Annotated in this window: 17 protein-coding genes; 12 read left to right on the top strand and 5 right to left on the bottom strand. The window is 65.8% G+C overall.

What is annotated here, in order from left to right:
- Positions 1-10: 10 nt before the first annotated feature.
- The 5 genes from ASD86_RS19400 to ASD86_RS19380 all read right to left on the bottom strand — a co-directional run bounded on the left by ASD86_RS19400 (position 11) and on the right by ASD86_RS19380 (position 8329).
- Positions 11-1303, bottom strand: a complete 1293-nt coding sequence (locus ASD86_RS19400; RefSeq protein WP_056114432.1) for an oligosaccharide flippase family protein — start codon at positions 1301-1303, stop codon at positions 11-13.
- A 31-nt stretch (positions 1304-1334) separates the two neighbouring features.
- Positions 1335-2591, bottom strand: coding sequence for a UDP-N-acetyl-D-mannosamine dehydrogenase (gene wecC / locus ASD86_RS19395; protein WP_056114429.1), 1257 nt, complete (start codon positions 2589-2591; stop codon positions 1335-1337).
- 85 nt (positions 2592-2676) lie between these two features.
- A complete protein-coding gene (gene wecB, locus ASD86_RS28315) occupies positions 2677-5034 on the bottom strand; it encodes a UDP-N-acetylglucosamine 2-epimerase (non-hydrolyzing) (RefSeq protein ID WP_082578515.1) in 2358 nt (785 codons plus the stop codon).
- 580 nt (positions 5035-5614) lie between these two features.
- Entirely contained in the window at positions 5615-7843 is a 2229-nt protein-coding gene (locus tag ASD86_RS19385; protein WP_056114426.1) for a polysaccharide biosynthesis tyrosine autokinase, read from the bottom strand.
- Between the two features lie 51 nt (positions 7844-7894).
- On the bottom strand, positions 7895-8329 hold the full coding sequence (locus ASD86_RS19380) for a low molecular weight protein-tyrosine-phosphatase (RefSeq protein ID WP_056114423.1): 435 nt from the start codon (positions 8327-8329) through the stop codon (positions 7895-7897).
- A 662-nt stretch (positions 8330-8991) separates the two neighbouring features.
- On the opposite strand from ASD86_RS19380, the gene ASD86_RS19375 reads away from it, so the two are divergent.
- The 12 genes from ASD86_RS19375 (at position 8992) to ASD86_RS19320 (ending at position 24997) form a co-directional block, all read left to right on the top strand.
- Complete coding sequence (locus ASD86_RS19375; protein ID WP_056114418.1) at positions 8992-10095, top strand: polysaccharide biosynthesis/export family protein; 1104 nt, start codon at positions 8992-8994, stop codon at positions 10093-10095.
- A gap of 303 nt (positions 10096-10398) precedes the next feature.
- A complete protein-coding gene (locus tag ASD86_RS19370; RefSeq protein ID WP_162253703.1) occupies positions 10399-12171 on the top strand; it encodes a CocE/NonD family hydrolase in 1773 nt (590 codons plus the stop codon).
- Positions 12172-12804: 633 nt separating this feature from the next.
- The gene (locus ASD86_RS19365) at positions 12805-14424 is read left to right on the top strand and encodes a methyl-accepting chemotaxis protein (RefSeq protein ID WP_056114413.1); all 1620 of its coding nucleotides are present in this window, start codon (positions 12805-12807) and stop codon (positions 14422-14424) included.
- Between the two features lie 40 nt (positions 14425-14464).
- The gene (locus ASD86_RS19360) at positions 14465-14965 is read left to right on the top strand and encodes a chemotaxis protein CheW (protein ID WP_056115189.1); all 501 of its coding nucleotides are present in this window, start codon (positions 14465-14467) and stop codon (positions 14963-14965) included.
- A complete protein-coding gene (locus tag ASD86_RS19355) occupies positions 14962-16278 on the top strand; it encodes a protein-glutamate O-methyltransferase CheR (RefSeq protein WP_056114410.1) in 1317 nt (438 codons plus the stop codon). The genes ASD86_RS19360 and ASD86_RS19355 overlap by 4 nt, the downstream gene beginning before the upstream one ends.
- A 10-nt stretch (positions 16279-16288) precedes the next feature.
- The gene (locus ASD86_RS19350) at positions 16289-16891 is read left to right on the top strand and encodes a chemotaxis protein CheW (RefSeq protein WP_056114408.1); all 603 of its coding nucleotides are present in this window, start codon (positions 16289-16291) and stop codon (positions 16889-16891) included.
- Positions 16888-19203 (top strand): hybrid sensor histidine kinase/response regulator, encoded by a 2316-nt coding sequence (locus ASD86_RS19345; RefSeq protein ID WP_056114405.1) that lies wholly within the window; start codon positions 16888-16890, stop codon positions 19201-19203. The genes ASD86_RS19350 and ASD86_RS19345 overlap by 4 nt, the downstream gene beginning before the upstream one ends.
- Positions 19200-20219 (top strand): chemotaxis response regulator protein-glutamate methylesterase, encoded by a 1020-nt coding sequence (locus tag ASD86_RS19340; protein ID WP_056114403.1) that lies wholly within the window; start codon positions 19200-19202, stop codon positions 20217-20219. The genes ASD86_RS19345 and ASD86_RS19340 overlap by 4 nt, the downstream gene beginning before the upstream one ends.
- Positions 20216-21229 carry a diguanylate cyclase gene (locus ASD86_RS19335; RefSeq protein WP_056114399.1) on the top strand — a complete coding sequence of 338 codons (1014 nt, stop codon included), beginning with the start codon at positions 20216-20218 and terminating at the stop codon, positions 21227-21229. Before ASD86_RS19340 ends, ASD86_RS19335 begins: the two co-directional genes overlap by 4 nt.
- A 200-nt stretch (positions 21230-21429) precedes the next feature.
- Positions 21430-22929 (top strand): XVIPCD domain-containing protein, encoded by a 1500-nt coding sequence (locus ASD86_RS19330; RefSeq protein WP_056114397.1) that lies wholly within the window; start codon positions 21430-21432, stop codon positions 22927-22929.
- A 221-nt stretch (positions 22930-23150) separates the two neighbouring features.
- Entirely contained in the window at positions 23151-24389 is a 1239-nt protein-coding gene (locus ASD86_RS19325) for a DUF4331 domain-containing protein (RefSeq protein ID WP_056114394.1), read from the top strand.
- A complete protein-coding gene (locus ASD86_RS19320; RefSeq protein ID WP_200957270.1) occupies positions 24386-24997 on the top strand; it encodes a HupE/UreJ family protein in 612 nt (203 codons plus the stop codon). Before ASD86_RS19325 ends, ASD86_RS19320 begins: the two co-directional genes overlap by 4 nt.
- The last annotated feature ends 32 nt before the right edge of the window (positions 24998-25029 follow it).

Below are 25029 nucleotides of genomic sequence, written 5' to 3'. Positions count from 1 at the left end.
AGGAATGTTCTCATCGGCTGCCGCCGGTCGCCGAGTTCCAGCGGAACTCGCGGCGGTTGCACAGGGAATAGGTCGCCAGTTGCAGGCTCGAAGCGATCAGATAGGCGATCGCCAGCCCCGTCGCGCCGCCGTGCAGATGCAGCGAGGCCACGCTGGCGCCGATCAGCGCCAGCGCGAACACGCCGTTGCCGGCGAGCAGCACGCCGGGCCGGCCGTCGGCGGTGGCCTTGCGCATCAGCACCGTGGTCGGCGCGGTGGCGATGGCCGACAACAGCAGCCATTGCAGCGGCACGATCGCGTCGATATAGGCCGGCGCGAGGCGATGGATGAAGAACGGCGCGGCCATCGCCAGCACCATCGCGATCGCGCTGGTGGCGATCACCAGCAACGCGATCGAATGGCGCAAGGCGCTGCTGGCCTCGCCGCTGGCGCCGCGCGCCGCGGCCGACGCGAGCAAGGGCAGGGTGGCGTTGGCGACCACGCCCATGCCGAACAGCAGGATCGAGCGGGCCTGATTGCCGAGCGAGAAATTGCCCAGTTCGGTCGCGCCATCGATGCTGTGCGACAGCATCGCCATCGACAGCCAGATCGCCGGCATGGTCAGCAGGCCCGACAGCGACGACGGCAGGCCCAGCCGCCACACCACCGCCCACTCCTCGCGTCGCGGCGCCGACCACGACAAGGGACAGTCGTGCTCGCGCCGGTAGCGGCGCAGCACCCGTTCCTGGCCGATCACGATCAGCCATTGCGCGGCGATCGAGCCGTACACCGCCCAGCCGATATCGCGCCGGCTCGCCGCCAGCAGCATGATGCCGAACACCAGCGGCGCGGTGATCAGGTTGGCCAGCGCCTGCTGCTTGACCTTGTGCAGCGCCAGCGCGACCCCGTTCTGGACCGCGCCGATGAAACCGGTCAGCACCAGCAACGAAGAACTCGCGTACACCGCGACCAGGTCCGCCGAACCGCCGACGCGCACCGCCAACGGCTGCGAAAACACCAGCAGCAAACCGGCGAACAACAGCGACGCCAGCAGCGCCGAACCGTAGGACACGGTCAGCGCCGCGGCGATGCGTTCGGGTTTCGTCGCCACCGCCTCGGATACGATCTTGGTCGCCATCTGGCCCAGGCTCAGCGCGCAGAACGTGGTGAACAGCAGCGCGGTGGTCTGGATCAGGGTGAACTGGCCGAACGCGGTCGGACCGAGAAAATGCGCGGCCGCGAGCACGCCGGCGAACAGCGCGCCGCGCGAGGCGAGCGCGCTGAGCGCGGACAGACTGGCGGTGCCGATCAGGCGTCGCATCATGGGCTTTGGTCCGGATCGAGCGCGCCGGCGCTCAGGTCCAGATGCCCTTGGTGTCGATGATCTTCATGTGGCCGGGCAAGCTGTGCTCCTTGAACGGTTTGTGATCGACCAGCAGCACCGCGATGTCGGCCTGGGCGCTGGCGGTCGGCAGATCGACCAGAATCAACTTCGACGAATCGAGCTTGGCCGGCAGCACCGAGATATGCGGCTCGACCGCGAGCACGCGGCCGGGATGGCGGCCAGCGAGTTCGACCGCGATGTCGAGCGCCGGGCTTTCGCGCAGATCGTCGATATCGGGCTTGAACGCCAGGCCGAACACCGCGATGGTCAGGTCCTCGCGCTGCTTGCCGTCGGCCTTGGCCTGCGCGATCGCTTCGTCGATCTTGTTGATGACCCAGCCGGGCTTGCCGTTGTTGACCTCGCGCGCGGTGCGGATCAAGCGTGCCTCCTCCGGCGCGCTGTCGACGATGAACCACGGGTCGACCGCGATGCAGTGGCCGCCGACGCCCGGGCCGGGCTGAAGAATGTTGACGCGCGGATGGCGGTTGGCCAGGCCGACCAGATCCCAGACGTTGATGCCGAGCTTGTCGCAGATGATCGACAGCTCGTTGGCGAAGGCGATGTTGACGTCGCGGAACGCGTTCTCGGTGAGCTTGCACATCTCTGCGGTGCGCGCGTTGGTGACGATGCACTCGCCGCGCACGAAGCTCTTGTACAGCTCGCAGGCGCGCTGCGAACAGCGCGCGGTCATGCCGCCGATCACCCGGTCGTTTTCGATCAGTTCGCGCATCACGTGGCCCGGCAGCACGCGCTCGGGGCAGTAGGCGATGTTGACGTCGGCCTGCTCGCCGGCGTCCTGCGGAAAGCTCAGGTCGGAACGGGCGGCCGCCAGCCACGCGGCCAACTGTTCGGTGGCGCCGACCGGCGAAGTCGATTCGAGCACCACCAGATCGCCCTTGCGCAACACCGACGCGAGCGATTTCGCCGCCGCTTCGATGTAGCTCAGGTCGGGTTCGTGATCGTTCTTGAACGGCGTCGGCACAGCGATCAGGAACGCGTCGGCGGCCTCGGGCCGCAGCGAGGCGCGCAGGAAACCGCCAGATACCGCGGCGCGCACCGCGGCGTCGAGCTCGGGTTCGATGATGTGGATCTCGCCGCGGTTGATGGTGTCGACGATCGAGGCGGTGACGTCGATGCCGATCACGCGCTTGCGCGCGGCGGCGAAGGCGGCGGCGGTGGGAAGGCCGATGTAGCCCAGGCCGATGACGCTGACGGTGTCGAAACTCATGGAAACTCCGGTAGGCCCCGTGGGGAGGCGCAATGGGTGTCGTATCCGCCGCGGACGCGAAGGTCCGCGGCGAAGGGAAGGAAACTCAGGCGGCCAGGCGCGATTCGCCGTGCTTGAACAGGGCCAGCGCTTCGACGATGCGCTGACAGGCCTTGCCGTCGCCGTAGGGGTTGTGGGCGAAGCTCATCGCCTCGTAGGCGGCGCGATCGTCGAGCAACGCGGTGATGCCGTCGGCGATCAGCTTGCGGTCGGTGCCGACCAGCTTGACCGTGCCGGCCGACACCGCTTCCGGACGCTCGGTGGTGTCGCGCATGACCAGCACCGGCTTGCCGAGCGAAGGCGCTTCTTCCTGGATGCCGCCCGAGTCGGTCAGGATGATGTGCGCGGCATTCATCAGATAGACGAAGGGCAGGTAGTCCAGCGGCTCGATCAGATGGATGGTCGGGATGTCGCGCAGCAGACGATTGACCGGTTCGCGCACCTGCGGATTGAGATGCACCGGATAGACGATGTCGACATCGGGGTGGCGCAGCGCGGTGTCGCGCAGCGCGTGGCAGATGCGTTCGAAGCCGCCGCCGAAGCTCTCGCGACGGTGGCCTGTTACCAGCACGACCCGCCGCTTCGGATCGAGGAAGGCGAACTGCGATTCGAGTTCGTGACGCAGCGACGGCGTGTTCTCGATCCGCAGCAGCACTTCGCGCAAGGCATCGATCACGGTATTGCCGGTAATCTGGATGCGCCCGGTCGGGATGCCTTCGTCGAGCAGGTTGCGTCCGGACAGTTCGGTAGGAGCGAAATGCATCGACGCCAGCGCGCCGGTGAGCTTGCGGTTGGCTTCTTCCGGCCACGGCGAATACAGGTTGCCGGTACGCAGGCCGGCCTCGACGTGGGCGACCGGAATCTGCTGGTAGTACGCGGCCAGGGTGGTCGCCATGGTGGTCGAGGTGTCGCCGTGGACCAGCACCACATCGGGCTTGAGTTCCGACAGCACCTTCTTCATGCCGGTCAGGATCGCGGTGGTGATGTCGGTCAGATCCTGACCGGGCTTCATGATGTCCAGATCGAAATGCGGCTGGATCTCGAACAACTGCAGCACCTGATCGAGCATCTGCCGATGCTGGCCGGTCACGCACACGCGCGCGTCGAAACGCGGGTCCTGCGCCAGCATCAGCGCCAGCGGCCCCATCTTGATCGCTTCGGGACGGGTGCCGAACACGCACAGGGTCTTGATCGTGCGCGCGGCGTGCGGCATGGCTCCTACGGGCATCGGCGCGGGCGTGGCCGCGAGTTCGCCGGCCAGGCCGTTGCGGGCGTACGCCAGCGGCACCGGCGCTTCGGCTTCGGGCAGCTTGCCCGGGTTGTGCGGCGAAAACGCCAGTTCGTTATCGCTGTCCGCGGCCGGCTCGAGCAGGGCGCGCTTGAGCTTTCCGCCGTACGACAGGCTGATCGCATATACGCACAGCGCCGAGGCGAACAGCAGCAGGCCGATCCCGACCGGTTGCTGGCGCAGCGCATAACCTAGCGCGATCAGGCTGCAGGCGATGCCGATCATGGTCAGCAGCGCGTTGTTCGGCGAGCGTCCCTGGTCGATCAACATGTAATGCAGATGCTGGCGATCGGGCTTGAACGGCGACAAGCCCTTGCGCACGCGGCGGTACATCACGGTGAGGGTTTCGAACACCGGCAGGGCCACGCACCACGCCGCCTCGGCCGCGTCGATGCGCGGCGAGCCGCGCTGGCTCAGGTAGATCAGGCTCCAGGCGAGCACGTAGCCGATCAGCATGCTGCCGGCATCGCCCATGAACAGTTTGCGTCCGGGCACGCCGCCGAGATTGACGAACAAGTACGGCGTCAACGCGGTGAACAGCAGCAACAGCACCGGCAGCGCGCCGCTCGAGCCGGCGTTGCCGCCGCCGAACAGGAAGATCGCGCCGATGCAGACCAGGGCCAGGCTGCCGGCGAGTCCGTCGATGCCGTCGAGCATGTTGAAGGCGTTGATCATGCCGACCACCGCGATCAAGGTGACCGGAATGCCGAGCCAGCCCAGACGGATCGCGCCGGTGCCGAACAGATCGCCGAGCTGATCCAGATACAGGCCGCTACCGGACATCATCAACGCGGCCGCGCCGGTCTGCACCAGCAGGCGGGTGCGCACGCTCAGGTCGCGGGCGTCGTCGACCGCGCCGACCACCACGATCAGCGCGGCGCTGCCAAGCAGGCACAGCGCGAAGCGATCGTGCAGGCCCAGGTAGACCGCGCCGGCGAGCAGCCCGGCGAAGAAACACAGCCCGCCGATTACCGGGATATGGCCTTTGTGCTTTTTTCGCGCGTTAGGACGGTCGATCAGCCCCAGCGCGTTGGCGGCGGGGTACATCGCATACATCGCGATGCAGGTGACCAATAAAGTCAGCGTGCACGCTATGACGAATTGTTCTTTCAACATGACCGTGAGTCCAAGGAAAGTCTTCGGTGTGACCAGCCGACGACCGCCCCCTCGGTCAATCCTGTTCTTTTGCTTTTGGTGCTTTTGTTCTTAACGCAGCTACGCATTGCTCCTGTCGATCTGGCGGAGCGTTCGATCTTGTTGAAACCTTATGGCGATGCCGGCTTGTTATCGTTGTTGTTGCCGCCGCATCCCTGCAGCCGTATATGCACGGTGCTCAAGTCGATGTGGTGCGCGTTGCGTAGAGCGAAATCGGATGTTTCCGCCTCGACTTGCATCGTGCCACTTCGGGTTGCGCGATACTGTGAGTTGGTAAGGAGTTTATCGCTGTTTTCACGATTGCTTCCTCGAAACGTGCGCGAAGTTCATAAGCTGTAAACACATGTTTCGTGGTTGATGGTGTCGTGCAAATGTTTCTGTTGTTAGCGATTGATGCGTGCCGGTCATGCCGTCATTGCAATGCGTTATGAGGCGCTCATTTTGATTGCGATCGCGCGCCTGGAATCGCCTGTTCCCGTGGCCACGGTCGCGTCGCTTCCGGGCCGCGCGACACCGGTTCGCGAGCAGGACATCCGGATGCTCACGCATCGGTCTTGCCCTGGTACTGATAGCCGTAGACGTAATGGGTGTCGTGACGCCGCTCGACCGCGTTGAAGATCGCGCCGCGCAGTTCGATACCGTTGTGTTCGAAGCGCTGTTTGGCCAGCGCCAGTTCCTTGGCCGGATTCAGGCCGAAGCGGGCGACCATCAAACTGGTCGCGGCGTGGCGACCGATGATCGCCGCGTCGGTCACCGCCAGGATCGGCGGCGTATCGACGATCACCAGGTCGTACTGCTGCGCGGTGGTCTGCAGCAACGCGGCCAGATTGGGGCGCATCAACAGCTCGGACGGATTCGGCGGCGCTTCGCCGCGCGGGATGAAATGCAGCCCGTCGATGGCCGACGCGCGCGTGGCCGTGGCCAGATCGATCTTGCCGGCCAGCAGGTCGGCCAGGCCGTTGTCGTTGCTGTGTCCCATCACCCGGTGCAGGGTGCCGCGGCGCATGTCGCCGTCGATCAGCAGAACGCGCTGGCCACCCTGGGTGATCACCGCGGCCAGGTTGGTCGAGACGAAGGTCTTGCCGGCGCCGGGGCTGGAGCCGCAGATCATCAGGATGTTGTTCTTCGCTTCCAGCCGGGCGAAATGCAGCGAGGTGCGCAGGCTGCGGATCGCTTCGATCGCCAGATCCGACGGCGCGTCCAGCGCCAGCAGGTGTGGGCGGTTGCTGCGTCCGTTGCCGCTGCCGTGCAGCTTGCGGCCGTTGCTTTCGTGGTCGCGTTGGTAATCGCTCATCGGGATCGAGGCGTACACCGGCAGGCCGAGTTCCTCGATCTGCTTCACGTCCTCGATGCCGCGGTTGAGCATCTGCCGCAGGAATACCCAGGCGACGGCAAGAAAACCGGCGAGGAAGGTGCCGATCACCAGCAGCTGCAAGCGCTTGGGCTTGATCGGCTGGCTGACATCGACCACCGACTTGTCGACCACGCGCGCGTTGCCGACCGTGCCGGCGCGGGCGATGTCGAGTTGCTGCGCCTGATTCAACAGATTGGTGTAGGTGAGCGTGCTGACCTGGACCTCGCGGGTCAGCCCGAGCAATTGCTGCTGGGTCTGCGGCAGGCCGCCGATGCGGTCGTTGATTTCCTGCTTTTTGCCTTCCAATTCGCCCAATTGCGCCATCAAGGCGCGATAGGCCGGATGCTGCGGGGTGAAGCGGCGGCTGACTTCGGCCTGTTGCAGCTTTAATTGCGAAACGTTGTTGTCCAGCGCGACGACCTGATCGAGCAGCGACTTGGCTTCCAAGGTCACATCGACGGTATGCGCCTGCGACTGATACTCGGCCAACGCGTGCTCGGCCTTCTCCAGATCGGCGCGCACGTTCGGCAACTGCCTCTGCACGAACTGCAGGCTGCTGGCGGCTTCGGCGGAATTGCGCTCGACGTTCTGGCGGGTGTACTGGCGGGTGATCGCGTCCAGCGTGGCCACCGCGAGATCGGGATCGCCGTTCTCGTAGCTGAGCTGGATGATGCCCGAGTCCTTGGCCTTCTCGCTCGCGGTCAGGTTGTTCTGCAGCGAGGTGAGGATCGCCAGCCGCGGCAATTGGGTGATCTCGAAGCGCATGCCCGGATGCGCGCTCATCTGTTCCACCCGCAAGCTGACCGTGCCCGCGCTGGCTTTCTCGCCGACCTTGCCGTTGAGCAACAGATTGTCTTCGTCGTCATACAGTGCGTACGCGCCAGCTTCGGCGGCGACCAGCAGCAGCGGCTTGGCGACCAGTTCCTCGGGCACGCTCAACTGCGACAGCGCCAGGGTATCGCCGCCCCAGCCGTAGCTGTTCATGCCGAGCCACGGCGAGGCCAGATCGCCCGGCGCCGCGGGCTGATAGCGCCGCGCCAGCAACGAGCCGATCAAGGGAAAGCGCTTGGGCTCGACCTGCACGTCAAGCTTGAGATCGTCGACGGCCTTGCCGACCACGGTACGCGAGGTCATCAGCGCGATCTCGGTGACCGCCTGCGGCGCCGAATCGGTCAGCGCCTGCGACACCGCGGTCAGGCCGGGCAGGGTGGGCGAGTTCGACTCCACCTGCACCATCGCATTGGCCTGATACACCGGCGAGGCCAGCAGCACGTACATCAGGCTCAGCGCGAAGCCGGCCGCGGTGACGATGCCGATCAGCCAGCGATGGTCGAGCAAGGTGCCGAGCAACGCGGCCAGATCGATCTCGTCGTTGCTGTCCTGGCGCGAGCCAGGTGGCGTGGATACTGCCGACATTAGGGTGAGTACCTGTTAAGTGAAGCCTGCCGCGAACCGCGATGCGACAACTTATAGATAGCCCCGCCAGCTACTCACCCCTGAGCTGATCAACTGGTAGGACTGTTCGAAAACGCTGTGCGATTGCCGGTACGGATCGGGGATGCTGGCGTTGTCCAGCCATTTCCCGAGCAGATACGTCTTGCCTCGCGCATGCGGCGAAATCCGGAGCACGGCATCGACATGCCATGGTTCCATGGTCAACACCAGATCGGCCGCGTCGATCATCGCGCGGTCGATCTGTCGAGCAATGTGCGATTGCCCCGACATTCCATGTTGAGTGAGCACAGCCTGCGCTGTGGCGTCGATCGGATGGCCCTTGACGGCGGCCAGTCCCGCGGATTCGACGGTGACGTCCAGGTCGTGGAGTTGTTGGCGCAACAGCACTTCAGCGGTGGGACTTCGGCAGATATTGCCGACGCATACGATCAGAACTCGACGGAACACACGTTATGAGACCTCAATCGTTGCGGAGCTATCGTTTCAGAACTTTCATTACACAACGGCGACGGTCGCGAAGATTTCTTGTCTTGCGATCGTGCGTGCATCGATGTGCGGCACATCGGATGTGACGGCCGAAAATGTAAGAGCTGGCCATGACAGGGTCAACACGCACGTGATTTTTCGCGATGAAGGCGTGACGCAAGTCACCGCGATGTTTGCGGCATGAGCGCGCAGGCTTGCTGGGCGGGGCATACGCGACATGTGACGTCGCATCGACAATGCGATGCGGTCGTTAAATAAACGTCAAATGCAGCGTAAAAACAGCCGTATTCCGAATGCAAGCTGTACCCGGGTCGCATCCGATGGCGAAAACGTGATCGCGTTCCGATCATCGCGGCGATGAGGTGAGAGCGCTCGCTATACTTTCGCGACAGGGCGACAAGATCGATTTCATCGTTGAGGTTTCATGCAAGATCCGTACCGCGACTGCTTCGCCCGCGCAGTCGACTGTCTGCATCGCTCGCCGCGCATCGCCACGCCGGCCGCGTCCATCCATCGAATCGCAACGTCGCGTCGACAGGATCGTCGATTCAACGCGCGCGTCTGACCTTGAGTTCTCACCCAGAGTTCTCACCTCGAATTCGCGACTTAGAGACGATCCACTCATGAGAAAGTTTTCGCGCGCCATGGCTCTGACCGCCATCGCCGGACTCAGCGGCTGCATGTGGGCGCCAGGGCAGTACATGTCGCCCAAGCAGTTCGCGCCCGGCAAGACGATCGAGGACGGGCACATCCAGCTGGTCACGATCACCCCGCAGTTCCTGGCGAGCGAGCATGCGGCCAGCGCGACCGCGGCGCTGCCCACCGAGTTGCTGAGCTATCAGCCCGAGCCGTACCGCATCGGCGCTGGCGATACCTTGTACATCACCATCTGGGATCATCCCGAACTCACTTCGCCGGCCGGCACCCAGCAGCAGCCGGCGGCGAACGGACGCCTGGTCCGGCCCGACGGCACCTTGTTCTATCCCTACGTCGGCGTGGTCGAGGCGCGCGGCAAGACCATCGAGGAATTGCGCACGATCATCACCCAGCGCATCGCGCGGGTGGTCGAGAGCCCGCAGGTCGACGTCAGCATCATCGACTACGGCAGCCAGCGGGTGACCTTGCAAGGCGCGTTCGTGAAGACCGAACGCCAGCCGATCACCGCCACGCCGTTGACCTTGTCGCAGGCGATCGGCGCTGCGACCGTCGATCCCTTGCGCGCGGATCTGTCCGGACTTGTGCTGACGCGCGCGGGACGGCAATACCGGCTCGATCTGGATGCGCTCAATCGCGGCGACAGCAACGCGCCCGACATCTATCTCAAGGCCGGCGATCATCTGTTCCTGCCGTACAACGATCGCAAGGAAGTGTATGTGGTCGGCGAGGTGATGCGCCCGCAGGCGCTCAACTTCAAGACCACCGATATGACCCTGACCCAAGCCCTGGGCCGGGTCGGCGGGCTGAATCCGCAGACCTCCAAGGGCGAGGCGGTGTATGTGATCCGCGGGGTCGAGGACATGCAGCGCAAACCGGCGACGATCTATCACCTCAACGCCAAATCGCCGGCCTCGTACGCGCTCGCGAGTCAGTTCGCGGTGCGGCCCGGCGATGTGGTGTTCGTCGGTCCGGCCGGGGTGACCCGCTGGAACCGCTTCGTCAATCAGCTGCTGCCGTTGTCGAACGTGATCAACAACGCGGCCAATACCCAGGATCTGCTGGGACGCTGAGTCGTGGCGTCGTCTGGCCAGTTTCTACTGGCCGGTGCGAGGCGGTATGCGCTAAACCGCGCGGCGAGCCTGCGCGGTTCGCTGCGCGTGCGTTTTTCGCAATTCCGGCACGATGCCGCGCGGCCCGGGTCTGCTAGCCTGCGCCCAATCGAAGTCTCGCCCGCGCGAGTCACCGCATCGCCCGCGATGCGCGGAGCGGCGACTTTCGCTGTTTGTTACCTCTCGTGACGGAGCGCAACCATGAAGGCAGGCGTCGCAAGCTGGATGCTCGGCGGACTACTCGCGTCCGCGAGCCTCGTGTCCATGAATGCATGCGCACAGGACGTCAAGCCCGACGCCAAGCCCGGCGACAAGACTGAACTCGGAGCGTTCGATTTCCGCTGGGACGTACGGATTCCCTTGCGCGACGGAGTCAAGCTCAGCGCGACCCGATACCTGCCGCGCGGACTCAAGCGCGCCGGCCCCTGCGTGTTCTCGCTGACCCCGTACACCGCGCAGCGCAATCACGAACGCGGCAAGTACTTCGCCAGTCATGGCTATGCCTATTACGCGGTCGACGTGCGTGGACGTGGCAACTCCGAAGGCGAGTTCACTCCATTGCTGCAGGAGGCGCGCGACGGTCACGACGTGGTCGAATGGTTGGCGGGGCAGCCCTCGTGCAACGGCAAGGTGGCGATGAGCGGCGGCTCCTACCTGGGCTATGCGCAATGGGCCACGGTGAAGGAATTGCCGCCGCATCTGGCCACGATCGTGCCGATCGCGTCGGTCGGGCCGGGCGTCGACTTCCCGATCCTCAACAACATTCCCTACACCTACAACATGCAGTGGCTGACCTTCGTCAGCGGCCACACTTCGCAGGACCGGATCTTCGGCGACTTCGGCTTCTGGGCCTCGCAGTACCGGCGCTGGTACGAGGCGCATGCGCCGTACACGCAGCTCGACGAATACATCGGTAACCCGTCGCCGACCTTCCAGACCTGGAACGCGCATCCGTACCAGGACGCGTACTGGGACAGCCACCGTCCCACGCCGGAGCAATACGCCAAGCTGAGCGTGCCGATCCTCAGCGTCACTGGCCATTACGACGACGACCAGCCCGGTGCGATGAGTTATTACAAGGGCCATATGCGCTACGGCAACGAGCGCGCCAAGGCCATGCATTACCTGGTGATCGGACCGTGGGACCACACCGGCACCAGCAGCCCGCAGGCCGAGGTCGGCGGCCTGAAGTTCGGCGAGGCCTCGCTGGTCGATATCAACGCGTTGCATGTCGCCTGGTACGACTGGACGATGAAGCAGGCCAGGAAACCGGAGTTCCTCAAGGACAAGGTCGCGTTCTACGTGGTCGGCGAAGAGGCCTGGCGTTACGCGCCGTCGTTGTCGGCGGTCACCGTGAGCACCCAGGCCTGGTATCTGGATTCGCGAGGGCGGGCCAACGACATATTCGAATCGGGGCAATTGCGCGCAACTCAGTCCGTCGGCGGCATCGATCGCTACGTCTACGATCCGCTCGATACCAGTCCGCTGGAATACGAGGACCGGCCGGACGTGCTTACGCCGACCTACGCCTATCTGACTGACCAACGCGGGCTGGTGATGTCATCGGGCAAGCAACTGATCTATCACACGCCCGCGCTGGAACGCGACACCGATATCGCCGGTTTCTTCAAGCTGTCGGCGTATATCGCGCTGGATCAGCCCGACACCGATTTCGCGGCGAAGATCTATGAAGTCAAGGCCGACGGTGGCAGCGTGTTTCTGGCCCAGGAACTGATGCGCGCGCGTTATCGCAAGAGCCTGCGTCAACCTGAGCTGGTCGTGCCCGGTCAGGTCGAACGCTACGACTTCGAGCGTTTCAACTTCACCGCGCGGCGCCTGGCCAAGGGCAGCCGCCTGCGGCTGGTGATCGCGCCGCTCAACAGCCTGAGCATGCAGAAGAACTACAACAGCGGCGGCGTGGTCGCGGAAGAATCCGGCAAGGACGCGCGCAAGGTCACGGTCGCGCTGTACCACGACGCGCAGCATCCCAGCGCCTTGTACGTTCCGATCGCGGCGAAGTCGTCGGTGGGAAAATAAGCCGGGCGCGGGCATCGAGCCGATCGGTCACCCGAGGCCCACCCAGGCCTCGCTGGTCCGTGCAGTGTCCCCTATAGGAGCGGCGCAAGCCGCGACCACGACACCACACCCACGACGCAAGCACATCGAGCGCCCCTCGCTCGCGCCGCCTGCGATGCAAGCGCGAACACCCGCGCAAACCGCTGGCCGATCCAGCCGGCCCGCAGTGACGACCACCGGCATCAGTCGTGACGCTCGCCCGTGCCGCCACGCGATCGGTTAACCACGCGCCCGAGACCGCCCTCGCTGCCGCCGTTCGCCCTAACAGATTCACAGCCGCGCAACGACCGCGTTCCGCTCCGCGTACGCCGGACCCGTGTGCGGCCCAGTCTGGGGGAATACACCCTTACCGGCCGGACCGTCATCGGCCATAGTGTCGATAAGCCTCATAAACTGAGTATTTAAAGTGCCAATTACTGGCGTCAGGTATAACTTATGCTGCAAGAATATACGTACTGGAGCAGGTCGACGGCGTCGGCCTGAGACGACCGGACTCCAGTCGAATCAAGCACATACCTTAATCGGCGTGGCCGCCGTTCGGCCATCGCCAGGGCGCGCGGGCAGGGCGTTCGGACGACACAACGGGAACCGGTCATGAGCCAATTCACGATCCGCCAGCGGATCATGTTCAGTTTCGCGATGATTATCGCGGTGATGGTGCTGATGGGCGGACTCGCTCTGCAGCGGCTGAATCACATCAAGATCGAAGAAACCGCCCTGCGCAGCGATTCGATTCCCGGGCTGTATTCCTCGGGCACGATCGAGACCGAATGGCATGCCTATTACAGCGCCCTGCATGGGTTGTCGGCGCCGGCCGCGAGCGACCGGGCGGAGGCGGTGGCGAGTCTGCGCGCCCGCCACGACGCGTTCGAGGAGGCGATGGGACGCTATCGGGCGACCATCCATGCGGCCGACGACCGACGCAGCTTCGAGCAGTTCGGCCGCCTGGCCGCCTCGGTATTCGCGCTGCAGCCTGAGTTGATCAAGGCCGGCGAAACCAGCGATCAAGCGCTGCAGCAGGCGCTGCGTTCGCGGATCGCCCCGACCTTCCGCCAGTCGGCCGAACAGATCCGTTCGATCATCCAGTACAACTACAAGCAGTCGGTGGCCTCGGGCATCCGCATCGACGACGCGGTCAAGTCGGCTCAGTTCGGCATCGCCCTGGCGTTCGCCGGCGCGCTGTTGCTGGCGGTGCTGGCCGGTTTCTTCCTGTGGCGGGCGATCACCCGGCCGCTGGACCAGTTGGCGCGCGCATCGGCGGTGATGGCCAAGGGCGATTTCAGCCAGCGCCTGGGCTTCGCCCGCAGCGACGAGTTCGGCGCGGTCGCGCAGGGCTACGACCGCATGAGCACGGACCTGTCCGAACTGGTCGGGCAGATCCAGACCTCGGGCATCCAGGTCAATTCCTCGATCAACGAGATCACCGCGACCCTGCGCGAACAGCACGCCACCGCCGCCCAGATCGCCGCGACCACCACCGAGATCGGCGCGACCTCGCGCGAGATCGCCGCCACCTCCAAGGAACTGGCGCGGGCGATGCGCGACGTCGCCGGCAGCGCCGAGCAGACCGCCGACCTCGCCGGCGACGGCCAGGAAGGCGTGGCGCAGATGGAAGACACCATGGGCCGGATGATCGACGCGACCGCGGCGATCAGCAGCAAGCTCGCGGTGCTGGCCGAGAAGGCCAGCAACATCAGCCAGGTCGTCACCACCATCACCAAGGTCGCCGACCAGACCAATCTGCTGTCGCTCAATGCCGCGATCGAGGCCGAGAAGGCCGGCGAATACGGCCGCGGATTCTCGGTGGTGGCGGTGGAAATCCGTCGTCTGGTCGATCAGACCGCGGTCGCCACCCTCGACATCGAGCAGATGGTGCGCGAGATCCAGTCGGCGGTGTCGGCCGGCGTGATGGGCATGGACAAGTTTTCCGAGGAAGTCCGCCGCGGCACCGGCGACGTGCAGAAGGTCGGCGGCCAGTTGTCGAAGGTGATCGAGCACGTGCAGGCGATGGTGCCGCGCTTCGAAACCGTCAACGAAGGCGTGCAGGCGCAGACCGCCGGCGCCGAGCAGATCAATCTGGCGCTGGCCCAGCTCAGCGAGGCCGCGCAGCAGACGGTCGACGCGCTCAAGCAATCCAATCAGGCGATCGACGAGCTGCATCAGGTCAGCGCCGGTCTGCGCGACGGCGTGTCGAAGTTCAAGCTGCTGGCTTGATCGCGCGGGCTGAAGCAGGTTGGTCGAAGCAGGCGCAGTGATGGTTACGCGGACTCAGGCTCGGGAGAACGATGCCGTGTTATTGCTGGTGTTCCATCTCGATCGCGACCGCTACGCCATCGACGCGGCGCAGGTCGTGTCGGTGCTGCCGTTGGTGCGGGTCAAGACGATCCCGCAGGCGCCGCCCGCGGTGGCCGGCCTGTTCGATTGCCGCGGCGAACTGGTGCCGGTGATCGATCTGTGCCAGTTGGCGCTGGGACGCGCGGCGCGAGCTTTGCTGAGCACGCGGATCATCGTGGTGGATTACCCGGGCGACGACGGCCGCATGCGCAAGCTCGGCCTGATCGCCGAGCAGGTGCTGGAAACCCTGCGCCGCGATGCGCACGAATTCGAAGCCAGTGGCATCGACAACCCGGATGCGTCCTACCTGGGCCCGGTCGCCAGCGATGCGCGCGGGCCGATTCAACTGATCGGCGTGCGCGAGCTGTTGCCCGAATCGGTGCGCGAGCTGCTGTTCCAGGCCGCGGCGGCGGAGGCATGAGACTCGACGGCTTCCAGCAATGGCTCAAGGACACGATGGGGCTGGATGCCAGCACCATCGGCCCGACCCTGGTCGAGCGCGCGGTGCAGCGGCGGATGACCGCCTGCGGTCGCGCCGGCCTGGTCGACTACTGGCAATTGCTGCGCGATTCCGCGCTCGAACAGCAGGAACTGATCGAAGCGGTGGTGGTGCCGGAGACCTGGTTCTTCCGCGACGCGCAGGCGTTCGCGACTCTGGCCCGGCATTTCGATCCGCTGTGGGCTGTCACTCATCCGGGCGAGCGGCTGCGGCTGCTGAGCCTGCCGTGTTCGAGCGGCGAAGAACCCTACACGATGGTGATGAGCCTGTTCGAAGCGGGGTTTCCGATCGAACGGCTCGACATCGACGCGATCGACATCAGCGAACAGGCGCTGGCCAAGGCGCGGCGCGGGCTGTACGGCAACAATTCCTTCCGTGGCGGTGACCTGGGATTTCGCGACCGGCATTTTCAGGCCGAGGCCGGCGGCTGGCAGTTGCCGGCCTCGATCCGCGCTCGGGTCAATTTCATCCAGGGCAACGTGCTCGACCTGGGTTTCCTGCCGGGCGAAGCGCGTTACGATGCGATTTTCTGCCGCAATCTGCTGATCTATTTCGACGAGCCGACCCAGGTGCGCACGGTCGAGATTCTTGCGCGGCTGCTGAAACCCGAAGGGCTGTTGTACGTCGGTCCGTCCGAGGCGAGTCTGCTGCTGTCGCGCGGTATGACCTCGGCGCAGTTCCCGATGGCGTTCGCGTTTCGCAAGGCAGCGCCCGCGTCGAATCCGAATGCGGGCATGGCGTCCGGTGCAAACAAATACGTCGCCGACAAGCGTGTCGCGAGCGAGCCGACGCGGCGCGCGGCCACGCCGCTTGCGTTCACACCTGCCTCGCCGCCGCGGGCGTCGTCGCCATCGCGACCGAAGCCCGCGCCGCCGACACTTACGTCGACCTCGGCCAAGCCGGCGCCCGCCGCCGCCACGCAATCCTCGCTGCTCGACACCGCGCAATCCCTCGCCGATGGCGGACGTTTCGTCGAAGCTGCCGCGGCCTGCGAAGCGTATCTGCAGGCGCAGGGGCCGTCGGTGCGCGCCTTGTACCTGTCCGGGCTGATCCACGGCGCGATGGGCCGCGATGCCCAGGCCGAGGACCATCTGCGCAAGGCCTTGTACCTGGATCCCTGCCACGAGGAAGCGTTGATGCATCTGGCCCTGTTGCTGGAAACCCGTGGCGATGCGGCCGCCGGCCGCGTGCTGCGACTGCGCGCGCAGCGTTGCCGCACGGCGACGAGCCGATAGGACCGCATCGATGACCGATCATCCCGCCATCGACGCCTCGACCAGCCCAGTCGCGCAACTGCTCGGCCGCGCGCCCGATTCCGACGCGCTAAACCGTGCTACCGGCGAAGTCGCGGCCAAGGCCGATGACCTGCGCTCGCTGACCCGCTCGCTGTTCGTGTTCCGCCTCGGTGGCGAATGGCTCGGGCTGCCCGCGGCGATCGTCGACGAAGTGCTGGAGCCGCGCCCGATCCACAGCCTGCCGCATCGTCGCGAAGGCCTGGTGCGCGGTCTGGTCAATGTGCGCGGGCAGCTGACGGTGTGCGTGGCGCTCGAATCCCTGCTGCAGATAGACGCGGCGCGGACCGATCCGGAGCGCTCGTCCGCCAGCGCGGCCAGCGTGCTCGGCCGACGACTGGTGGTGCTGTCGCTGCAGGACCAGCGGCTGGCGTTCGAATCCGACGAAGTGCATGGCGCGCATCGCTACGATCCGGCGCTTGTCGGCGAGGTGCCCGGCACCGTCGCCCTGGCCAGCGCGGCGTTCAGCACCGGCGTGCTGGCGATGGAAGCCCGCAGCGTGGGTTTGCTCGATGACGGCTTGATGCTGAGCGCAATCAATCGGCGGCTGGGATGAGCACAGGCGACCTGCGGGATTTTTCGCTGCACGACCTGTTCCGCATGGAGGTGGACGGGCAGGCGCAGTTGCTGACCGATGGCCTGCTGGTGCTGGAAGGCCAGCCCGATGCCGCCGCGCAACTGGAGTCGTGCATGCGCGCGGCACATTCGGTCAAGGGCGCGGCGCGGGTGGTCGGCTTGTCGGCGGCGGTGACCATCGCGCATGCGATGGAGGATTGTCTGGTCGCGGCGCAGGAACGTCGGCTGGTCCTCGATCATGCCGCGATCGATGCCTTGTTCAACGGCGTCGATCTGCTCAGCCGCATCGCCGCGACCCCGGCCGAGGAGGCCGAGCCGTGGATGCGCGACGATGCGCCCGAGGCGAAGCGCTATTGCGAAGTGCTGGCTGAAGCGTTGCGCTCGGGCGTCAGCCCCGCGCGCGTACCTACCGCCGCGCCGCGCACCGAAACGCCGCTCGCCAATTCACCTCTCGCTCAAGCAGACAAAGCCCAAGCGAACCAAATCCAATCGCATCACACCGAACCGCCGCGCAATGAAATTGTCGGCGATCCGATCGGCGAAGAACGGGTCCTGCGCATCACCGCGCGCAGCCTCAATCGCCTGCTCGGATTGGCCGGCGAATCGCTGGTCGCGTCGCGCTGGCTGGACCCGTACATCCATTCGCTCGGGCGGCTCAAGCGCCTGCAGCGCGACAGCGCCACCGCGCTGGACCGGCTGGCCGAGGTCGCGCCCGGTCTGGCGCGCGATCAGCACGCCGCCGCGCTGCTGACCCAGGCGCGTTCGCAGATCGCCGAATCGCAACGCCTGTTGACCGATCGCATCGCTCAGCTCGATCTGTTCGAACGCCGCGCCGCCAGCGTCGCTCATCGGCTGTACGACGAAGCGCTGTCCAGCCATATGCGCCCGTTCGCCGACGGCACCCGTGGCTTCAAGCGCATGGTCCGCGACCTGGCGCGCGAACTGGGCAAGCAGGCGCAACTCGAGATCGCCGGCGCCAAGACCCAGGTCGACCGCGACGTGCTCGCGCGCCTGGAAGCGCCGCTCGCGCATCTGCTGCGTAACGCGGTCGATCACGGCATCGAAGCGATCGAGTCGCGTCGCGCCGCCGGCAAGCCCGATGCGGGCACGATCCGGCTCGAAGCCCACCACGTGTCGGGCCTGCTGGAAATCGTGGTCGAAGACGACGGCCGCGGCATCGACCTAGAGCGCATCCGCGAGACCGTCGTCGTGCGCCGCCTTACCGATGCCGACACCGCCTCGCGTCTGAGCCCGGCGGAACTTATGGAGTTCCTGTTCCTGCCCGGGTTCACCTTGCGCGAGGTGGTCACCGAGATTTCCGGACGCGGCGTCGGCCTCGACGCGGTCCAGACCATGGTCAAGGAACTGCGCGGCAGCGTGCGGCTGTCGTCGCGGCCCGGCGGCGGCTCGCGTTTCCAACTGCAACTGCCATTGACCACCTCGGTGCTGCGCGGCCTGGTGGTGGAGATCGGCGGCGAGCCGTATGCGTTCCCGCTGACCCAGATCAGCAGCACCGCGATGGTCCCGCGCGAGCAGGTGCAGTGGCTGGAAGGGCGGCAGCATTTCCAATTGAACGCGCGCAGCATCGGCCTGGTGTCGGCGGCGCAGGTGCTCGGCGGCGCCGAAGCGCAGACCTCGCCGGAACAACTGCAAGTGATCGTGGTCGCGGCCAGCGGCGGCGGGCACGAATACGGACTGGCGGTCGAACGCTTCATCGGCGTCAACGAACTGGTGGTGCAGCCGTTGCCCGGCCAGCTCGGCAAGGTCAAGGACATCAGCGCCGGCGCCTTGCTCGACGACGGCACGCCGGTGCTGATCGTCGACGTGGACGATCTGGTGCGTTCGGTCGAACGCCTGGTGTCCACCGGTCGTCTGACCCAATTGCGTTACCACGACCACGCGCAGACGGTGACGCGCAAGCGCGTGCTGGTGGTCGACGATTCGCTGACCGTGCGCGAACTCGAGCGCAAGCTGATCGAGAACGGCGGCTATGCGGTCGAGGTCGCGGTCGACGGCATGGACGGCTGGAACGCGGTGCGTTCGGGGCATTTCGATCTGGTGGTTACCGATATCGACATGCCGCGCATGGACGGCATCGAACTGGTCGGCCTGATCAAGAAAGATCCGCGCCTGCGCGCGCTGCCGGTGATGATCGTGTCGTACAAGGACCGCGAGGAGGACCGCCGCCGCGGTCTCGACGCCGGCGCCGATTTCTATCTGACCAAGGGCGGGTTCCATGAAGAGGCGTTGTTGCAGGCGGTGGTCGACTTGATCGGCGAGGCCTCGGCATGAGGATCGCCATCGTCAACGATCTGGCCCTGGTGGTGGAGGCGCTGCGCCGCGCGATCGGCGTGCGCGGCGAACACAGCGTGGCCTGGACCGCGTCCAGCGGCGAGCAGGCGGTCGAGCGCTGCGCGCAGGACGTTCCCGATCTGGTGCTGATGGATCTGCTGATGCCAGGCATCGGTGGAGTCGAAGCCACGCGCCGGATCATGGCCGCGAGCCCGTGCCCGATCCTGATCGTGACCGCCAGCGTCGGCGGCAACGCGCCACTGGTGTTCGAGGCCATGGGCCACGGCGCGATGGACGCCACCGATGTTCCCTCGCTGGGCGTCGACAACTCGGTCGGCGTGCGGCAACTGCTGGCCAAGATCGACCTGATCGGCCGCTTGATCGGAGATGCGCCGGCGCCGCCGAAGCGCGCGCCGCTGGTGCGCGGCTCCGGCGCGCGGCGCCTGATCGCGATCGGCGCGTCCGCCGGAGGCCCGGCCGCGTTGGCCGATCTGCTCGGGGGTTTGCCGGCGAAGTTTCCGGCCGCGATCGTGATCGTCCAGCACATCGACGAAAAATTCGCCTTGAGCATGGCCGAGTGGCTCAATCGCTTCTCGCCCAATCCGGTGCGCCTGGCCATGGCCGGCGACCGGCCGCTCGCCGGCACGGTGCTGCTGGCCGGCACCAACGAACACTTGATCCTCGACCAGCGCGGCGCGCTCGCGTACACGCCCGATCCGGTCGATCAACCCTATCGTCCGTCGGTCGACGTGTTCTTCGACAGCATCAACGCGAACTGGCCCGGCGACATCGTCGGCGTGCTGTTGACCGGCATGGGCCGCGACGGCGCCAAGGGCTTGCAGGCGCTGCGTCTGCGCGGCCATCACACCATCGCCCAGGACCAGGCCAGCAGCGCCGTATACGGCATGCCGAAGGCCGCCGCCGACCGCGGCGCCGCGGTCGATATTCTTCCGCTGAATGCAATCGCTTCGAAGTTGGAATTCCTCTTCGGAGACACCAGGAACACAAGCCCATGACCCTGCCTCCCAGCCTCCGTCCCACGGGACTGCCGCACGAACGTCGCATCGTGGTGCTGCTGGTCGACGACCAGCCCTTCATCGGCGAGGCGGTGCGTCGCGCGCTGGCCAAGGAACGCGACATCGATTTCCATTACTGCGGCTCCGCGAGCGACGCGGTCGCGATGGCCGAATCGCTGCAGCCCACAGTGATCATGCAGGACCTGATCATGCCCGACGTCGACGGCATGACCCTGGTGCATCTGTACAAACTGCATCCAGGCCTGAGCAGCGTGCCGGTGGTGGTGCTGTCGAGCAAGGAAGACGCGGCGGTCAAGAGCCAGGCGTTCGCGACCGGCGCGACCGACTATCTGGTCAAGCTGCCCGATCCGATCGAACTGATCGCGCGGGTGCGGCATTACTCGCAGTCCTATCTCAATCAGGTCGAGCGCGATCTGGCCTATCAGGCGCTGCACGAAAGCCAGCAGAAGCTGCTGGAAATGAACGAGACCCTGCGCCGGCTCAGCGACGTGGATGGCCTGACCGGGCTCAACAACCGGCGTTACCTCGACCGCTACCTGGATCAGGAATGGCGCCGCGCCGCGCGCGAACGCCGCGATTTCTCGATCCTGATGATCGATGTCGACAACTTCAAGGCCTATAACGACGTCTACGGCCATCTGGCCGGCGACGAAGCGCTCAAGACCGTCGCCAGCGAGATCCAGCGCTGCGCGCATCGCCCGGCCGATGTGGCGGCGCGCTTCGGCGGCGAGGAGTTCTCGCTGATCCTGCCGGCGACCTCGATGGAAGGCGCCAAGCAGGTAGCCGACCTGATTTGCGCCAGCGTCTACCAACTCGGTATTCCCAATCGCGGCGCACCGCTGGAACGCGTCACCGTCAGCGTCGGCGGCGCGACCTGCTCGTTGAGTCACGTCGAATCGCACGAAACCTTGCTCGAAGCCGCCGATCTCGCTCTGTACGAAGCCAAGCGGATGGGCAAGAATCAGGCGATCTTGCGCGAGTTGGGATGATCGCGTCGATTCACCGATACGCGATCACGCCCGAGCCGATGGTGATGGCGTAGTCCGAACAAGCAAATCCGATATTCATCACAGTCCGCCGTGTCCGCGCGAGCCCGGCGCGCATGCACGCTCGCATAGAGCGCATCGATGGCCGCCCGTTCGCGCCGATCGCGTTTGTGCAGACATCAAAGCCAAAGGACCCCCATCGAATGGGAACCTATCGACAAACCCTCAGCGGCGGCAGCCACGTGCAGCTCGCGACCTGGGACGACATGCAGCCGCCCGTGCACGGCCCCGACTTGCAGCAGCGCACCTGGAATCCCGACGCCAGCCGCACCGGCCTGGCGTTCTACGATTCGACCGTGCACTACATGCGCAACGACTGGGCGAGCGCGCACATGGACGTGGTGCCGGTCAGCGCCGGCCAGCACAATCTGCTGCTGTACCGCAATCGCGAAAGCGATACCTGGCATACCGCCGAAGCGCTCGATATCGATCACGAGCGGCCGTGGAAACAGCACCTGCAAGACGTCGGCACGGTCAGCATGGCCGACGCCCAGCAGGCCTACAACGACGTCAGCAACTTGCGCGCGCTGCCCGGCGTGATCAACCGCGCCCGCAACAGCGCCGAGCGCGCGCTCGCACAGGGCCTGGACTCGGACGCATGGCGCAACTGGTCCGATCAGCATTTCCGTTACGACCCCAACGAAGCGCATCCGGCGTTCGATCCGCAGCGCGATGCCGCCCGCCGCACCGCCACCACGCTCAACCAGCCGTGGACCCTTGACGACGGCCGTTCGACCTTGAGTTTCGACACCCGCGTACAGGGCAAATGGTTCGAACACCAACTGTCGCAGCATTACGCCGGCTCGGTCGAAATGGTCTCCGACGAGGACGGCTCGCGGCGCAACGTGCACCTGTTCCAGTGCCCGGCGACCCGGCAACTGGTGACCCGCGACGCCTTCGACATCGACCATGTCCGGCCGTTCGAGGACGTGGCGCGCGAGCGGATCGAGCAAGCCGGCGGTTCGATCAGCAAGGCCGAAGCGCTGAATCTGTACAACGACACCAGCAATCTGCGTTTGGTCAGCCGCAGCGCGAATTGCTCGCACGAGTGGGAACTCGATGCGCAAGGCGAATACCGCGACCGCGAGGCGCCCGAGACCGACGAGGACCGCGCCTTCATCGAACACGGGCCGGTGACCGAGGAGGATCAGCATGCGCTCGACGACCTGCGCGGCATGCTCGACCGCAACGCGCATCCGCCGCGGACTTTCGGCGACGACGCGCCGGTGCATACGCCGCAGGTGCATTACCGGCTCAACGATGCGCGCAATCCCGATCACGCGCTGTTCGGCCAGGCGCGCCAGCAGATGGGCGTGTTGAACGGCCAGCACGGCTGGAACCTTGGCGAGCAGCAGCTCGACAACGCCTCGGCCGCATTGACCGTGGCGGCCAAGCAGAATCATCTGCCGGCGATCGACAGCGTGCTGTTCCAGCAGCCGGACAAGTTGTTCGCGGTGCGCGGGCAGGGCGAGGCGATGCAGTGGGCCGGGGTCGATGCGCGGGCGGCGATCGACAAGCCGATCGCGGTGAGTTCGCGCGAGGCGCGCGAGATCGCGCCCACCGTGCAGGCGCCGCCTATCGCGCAGGTGCAAAGCATGGATGTCGATGTGCAACCGATGCAGATCGGCCGCCACGGCCACTAGGGCTCGCCGGTTGGAGCAGTTCGCATGATCCGCGGCGCAGTGGTATCGCTGCGTCGCGGATCGATGCGGCATGGTTGTGGTTGGCGCTGCCCGGCGGATCAGGCCGGACGGGGCGTTCGGACACCACCGGCCGCGCCGTGAGACACGATCGCTAAAGATTCCGATAGCGGCGCGCGGCCGTCGAATCTCTACTGGGCGCCTTCCCGCCAGGCGCCGATCCCATGTCCGATCCATTGCGATTTCCACTGTTGCGCCGACGCGTCGCCGCCGGCCTGTCAGCCATCGGCTTGTTCGCGATCCTGGCCGGCCAGACCGCAGGCGCCTCGGACCATCTCGACTCGCCCAGCGTGATCGCCGACCCGCGCGCCGACATCGGCGACTTGTACGCGTGGATGGCGCCCGACGGCCGCCATCTGAATCTGGTCATGACCATCGTCGGACACAGCTTCTCCGACAAGCTCGACTATGTGTTCCATATCGACAGCGCCAAGCGCTTCGGCAAGGCCGGACAGACCATCCGCATCGCGTGCCGCTTCGCCGCGCCCGAACGCGCCGATTGCCGGCTCGGCCAACTCGACAGCGCCCTCGGCGATGCCAGCGACGAACAAGGTCTGTGGAGCCGGGATCGTCGTTTTCGCGTGTTCGCCGGTCTGCGCGACGATCCGTTCTTCAACAACGTCAAGGGCACGCGCGCGGCTTACAACGTCGCCGATGCCGCCTTGAAGCGCGGCGCCGCGGTCGATGCCGCGCATTGCCCGCAATTCGATCGCGCGACCTCGGACGCGATCTTCGAACAATGGAAGCACACCGACGGCGGTCCGGCGCACAATCTGCTGGCCGGTTGGACGCCGGCATCGATCGTGATCCAGGTCGATCTGGATGCGGTCGATAGCGGCGGCAAGTTGCTCGCGGTGTGGGCGGCGACGCAGTCGCCCGAACGCCAGATCGACCGCGCCGGCCGCACCCTGACCGGCAATGCGTTGCTCGGAACGTTGGACAGCGAGGAGGTCAGCGATGCGCTCAAGGAGCGCTATAACGCGGCCACTCCGGCCACCGGCACGCCGTTCGTGGCGGAAATCGAGAAATCGCTGGGTCTGTACGACGGCTTCGACGGCCGTTGCGGCAATCAATGGCTGGCGCGGCGTGCGTCGCAATCGTCGACGCCGTACCGCGCCCTGGCCGAGTTGCTCGCGGACGACCGGCTGTGGATCAACAGCGCGGCCAAGGTCTGCGCGCAGCCGTTCGCGGTCGAGCTGGCGCGGTTCGATCCACGCAAGGCCTGGCGGCGCGACTGCGGCGGCCGCACGCCGAATGTCGGCGCGATCAACGTGTACCGATCGCTGCTGGTCGACGGCAGCACCGAGCGCGTCGACGACGGAGTGGAACGCGACGACAAGATTCACTCGATCTCGCAGTTCCCGTTTCTGGCGCCGGCCGATAAGGCGGGGTATCCGCGGTGATCGCTGTGCGCGTCTCCAGCGCGCGCGTGCGTGTGCTGACGGTATTGGCGTTGTCGATATTCGCCGGTTCCGCCGCGGCGCACAGCGGCACCGGTCTGGCCGGCGGTTTCGCCTCGGGATTCGCGCACCCGTTCGGCGGCGGCGATCATCTGCTAGCGATGGTTTGCGTCGGCATCTGGGGCGCGTTGTTAGGCCCGCGATTGCGATATGAATTGCCGATGGTGTTTCCGCTGCTCATGGTCGGAGGCGCGATCGCTGGCATGTTCGTGCTGCCGATGCCGCCGGTCGAACTCGGCATCGCGCTGTCGGTCGTGATGCTGGGCGGCTGCATCGCGGCGGCCTGGCATGCACCGGCGTGGCTGGCGATTACGATCGTGTCGCTGTTCGGATTGTTCCATGGCTATGCGCACGGCCGCGAATTGCCGTCATCCGCCGATCCGGTTGGTTACAGCCTGGGCATCGTGTTCGCGACCGGATTGCTGCATGTGCTCGGCATCGCGTTGGGCGAGAGCGCGTTGCGTATGGGCTGTGTGCAGATCATCCGGGCAGCTGGCGCCGCGATCGGCTTAGTCGGTGTGGTGTACCTGTGGTCGGCGAGAGTCGCGTGAACGCCGATGCGCTGGCGCCTTCGTTGCTTTGC

Origin of the sequence: Lysobacter sp. Root690 (assembly GCF_001427785.1) — a bacterium.
In the GTDB taxonomy this organism is placed as follows: domain Bacteria; phylum Pseudomonadota; class Gammaproteobacteria; order Xanthomonadales; family Xanthomonadaceae; genus Lysobacter.
This window is presented reverse-complemented; position numbering and strand designations above follow the sequence as displayed.

Excerpts from the sequence above, each read along its gene's own strand:
- ASD86_RS19325 (WP_056114394.1), top strand. The coding sequence starts at position 23,151 with ATGTCCGATCCATTGCGATTTCCACTGTTGCGCCGACGCGTCGCCGCC.
- wecB (WP_082578515.1), bottom strand. The coding sequence starts at position 5,034 with ATGTTGAAAGAACAATTCGTCATAGCGTGCACGCTGACTTTATTGGTC.
- ASD86_RS19360 (WP_056115189.1), top strand. The coding sequence starts at position 14,465 with ATGGTTACGCGGACTCAGGCTCGGGAGAACGATGCCGTGTTATTGCTG.
- ASD86_RS19350 (WP_056114408.1), top strand. The coding sequence starts at position 16,289 with ATGACCGATCATCCCGCCATCGACGCCTCGACCAGCCCAGTCGCGCAA.
- ASD86_RS19400 (WP_056114432.1), bottom strand. The coding sequence starts at position 1,303 with ATGATGCGACGCCTGATCGGCACCGCCAGTCTGTCCGCGCTCAGCGCG.
- ASD86_RS19335 (WP_056114399.1), top strand. The coding sequence starts at position 20,216 with ATGACCCTGCCTCCCAGCCTCCGTCCCACGGGACTGCCGCACGAACGT.
- ASD86_RS19355 (WP_056114410.1), top strand. The coding sequence starts at position 14,962 with ATGAGACTCGACGGCTTCCAGCAATGGCTCAAGGACACGATGGGGCTG.
- ASD86_RS19330 (WP_056114397.1), top strand. The coding sequence starts at position 21,430 with ATGGGAACCTATCGACAAACCCTCAGCGGCGGCAGCCACGTGCAGCTC.
- ASD86_RS19370 (WP_162253703.1), top strand. The coding sequence starts at position 10,399 with ATGAATGCATGCGCACAGGACGTCAAGCCCGACGCCAAGCCCGGCGAC.
- ASD86_RS19375 (WP_056114418.1), top strand. The coding sequence starts at position 8,992 with ATGAGAAAGTTTTCGCGCGCCATGGCTCTGACCGCCATCGCCGGACTC.
- ASD86_RS19345 (WP_056114405.1), top strand. The coding sequence starts at position 16,888 with ATGAGCACAGGCGACCTGCGGGATTTTTCGCTGCACGACCTGTTCCGC.
- ASD86_RS19340 (WP_056114403.1), top strand. The coding sequence starts at position 19,200 with ATGAGGATCGCCATCGTCAACGATCTGGCCCTGGTGGTGGAGGCGCTG.
- ASD86_RS19365 (WP_056114413.1), top strand. The coding sequence starts at position 12,805 with ATGAGCCAATTCACGATCCGCCAGCGGATCATGTTCAGTTTCGCGATG.
- wecC (WP_056114429.1), bottom strand. The coding sequence starts at position 2,591 with ATGAGTTTCGACACCGTCAGCGTCATCGGCCTGGGCTACATCGGCCTT.
- ASD86_RS19385 (WP_056114426.1), bottom strand. The coding sequence starts at position 7,843 with ATGTCGGCAGTATCCACGCCACCTGGCTCGCGCCAGGACAGCAACGAC.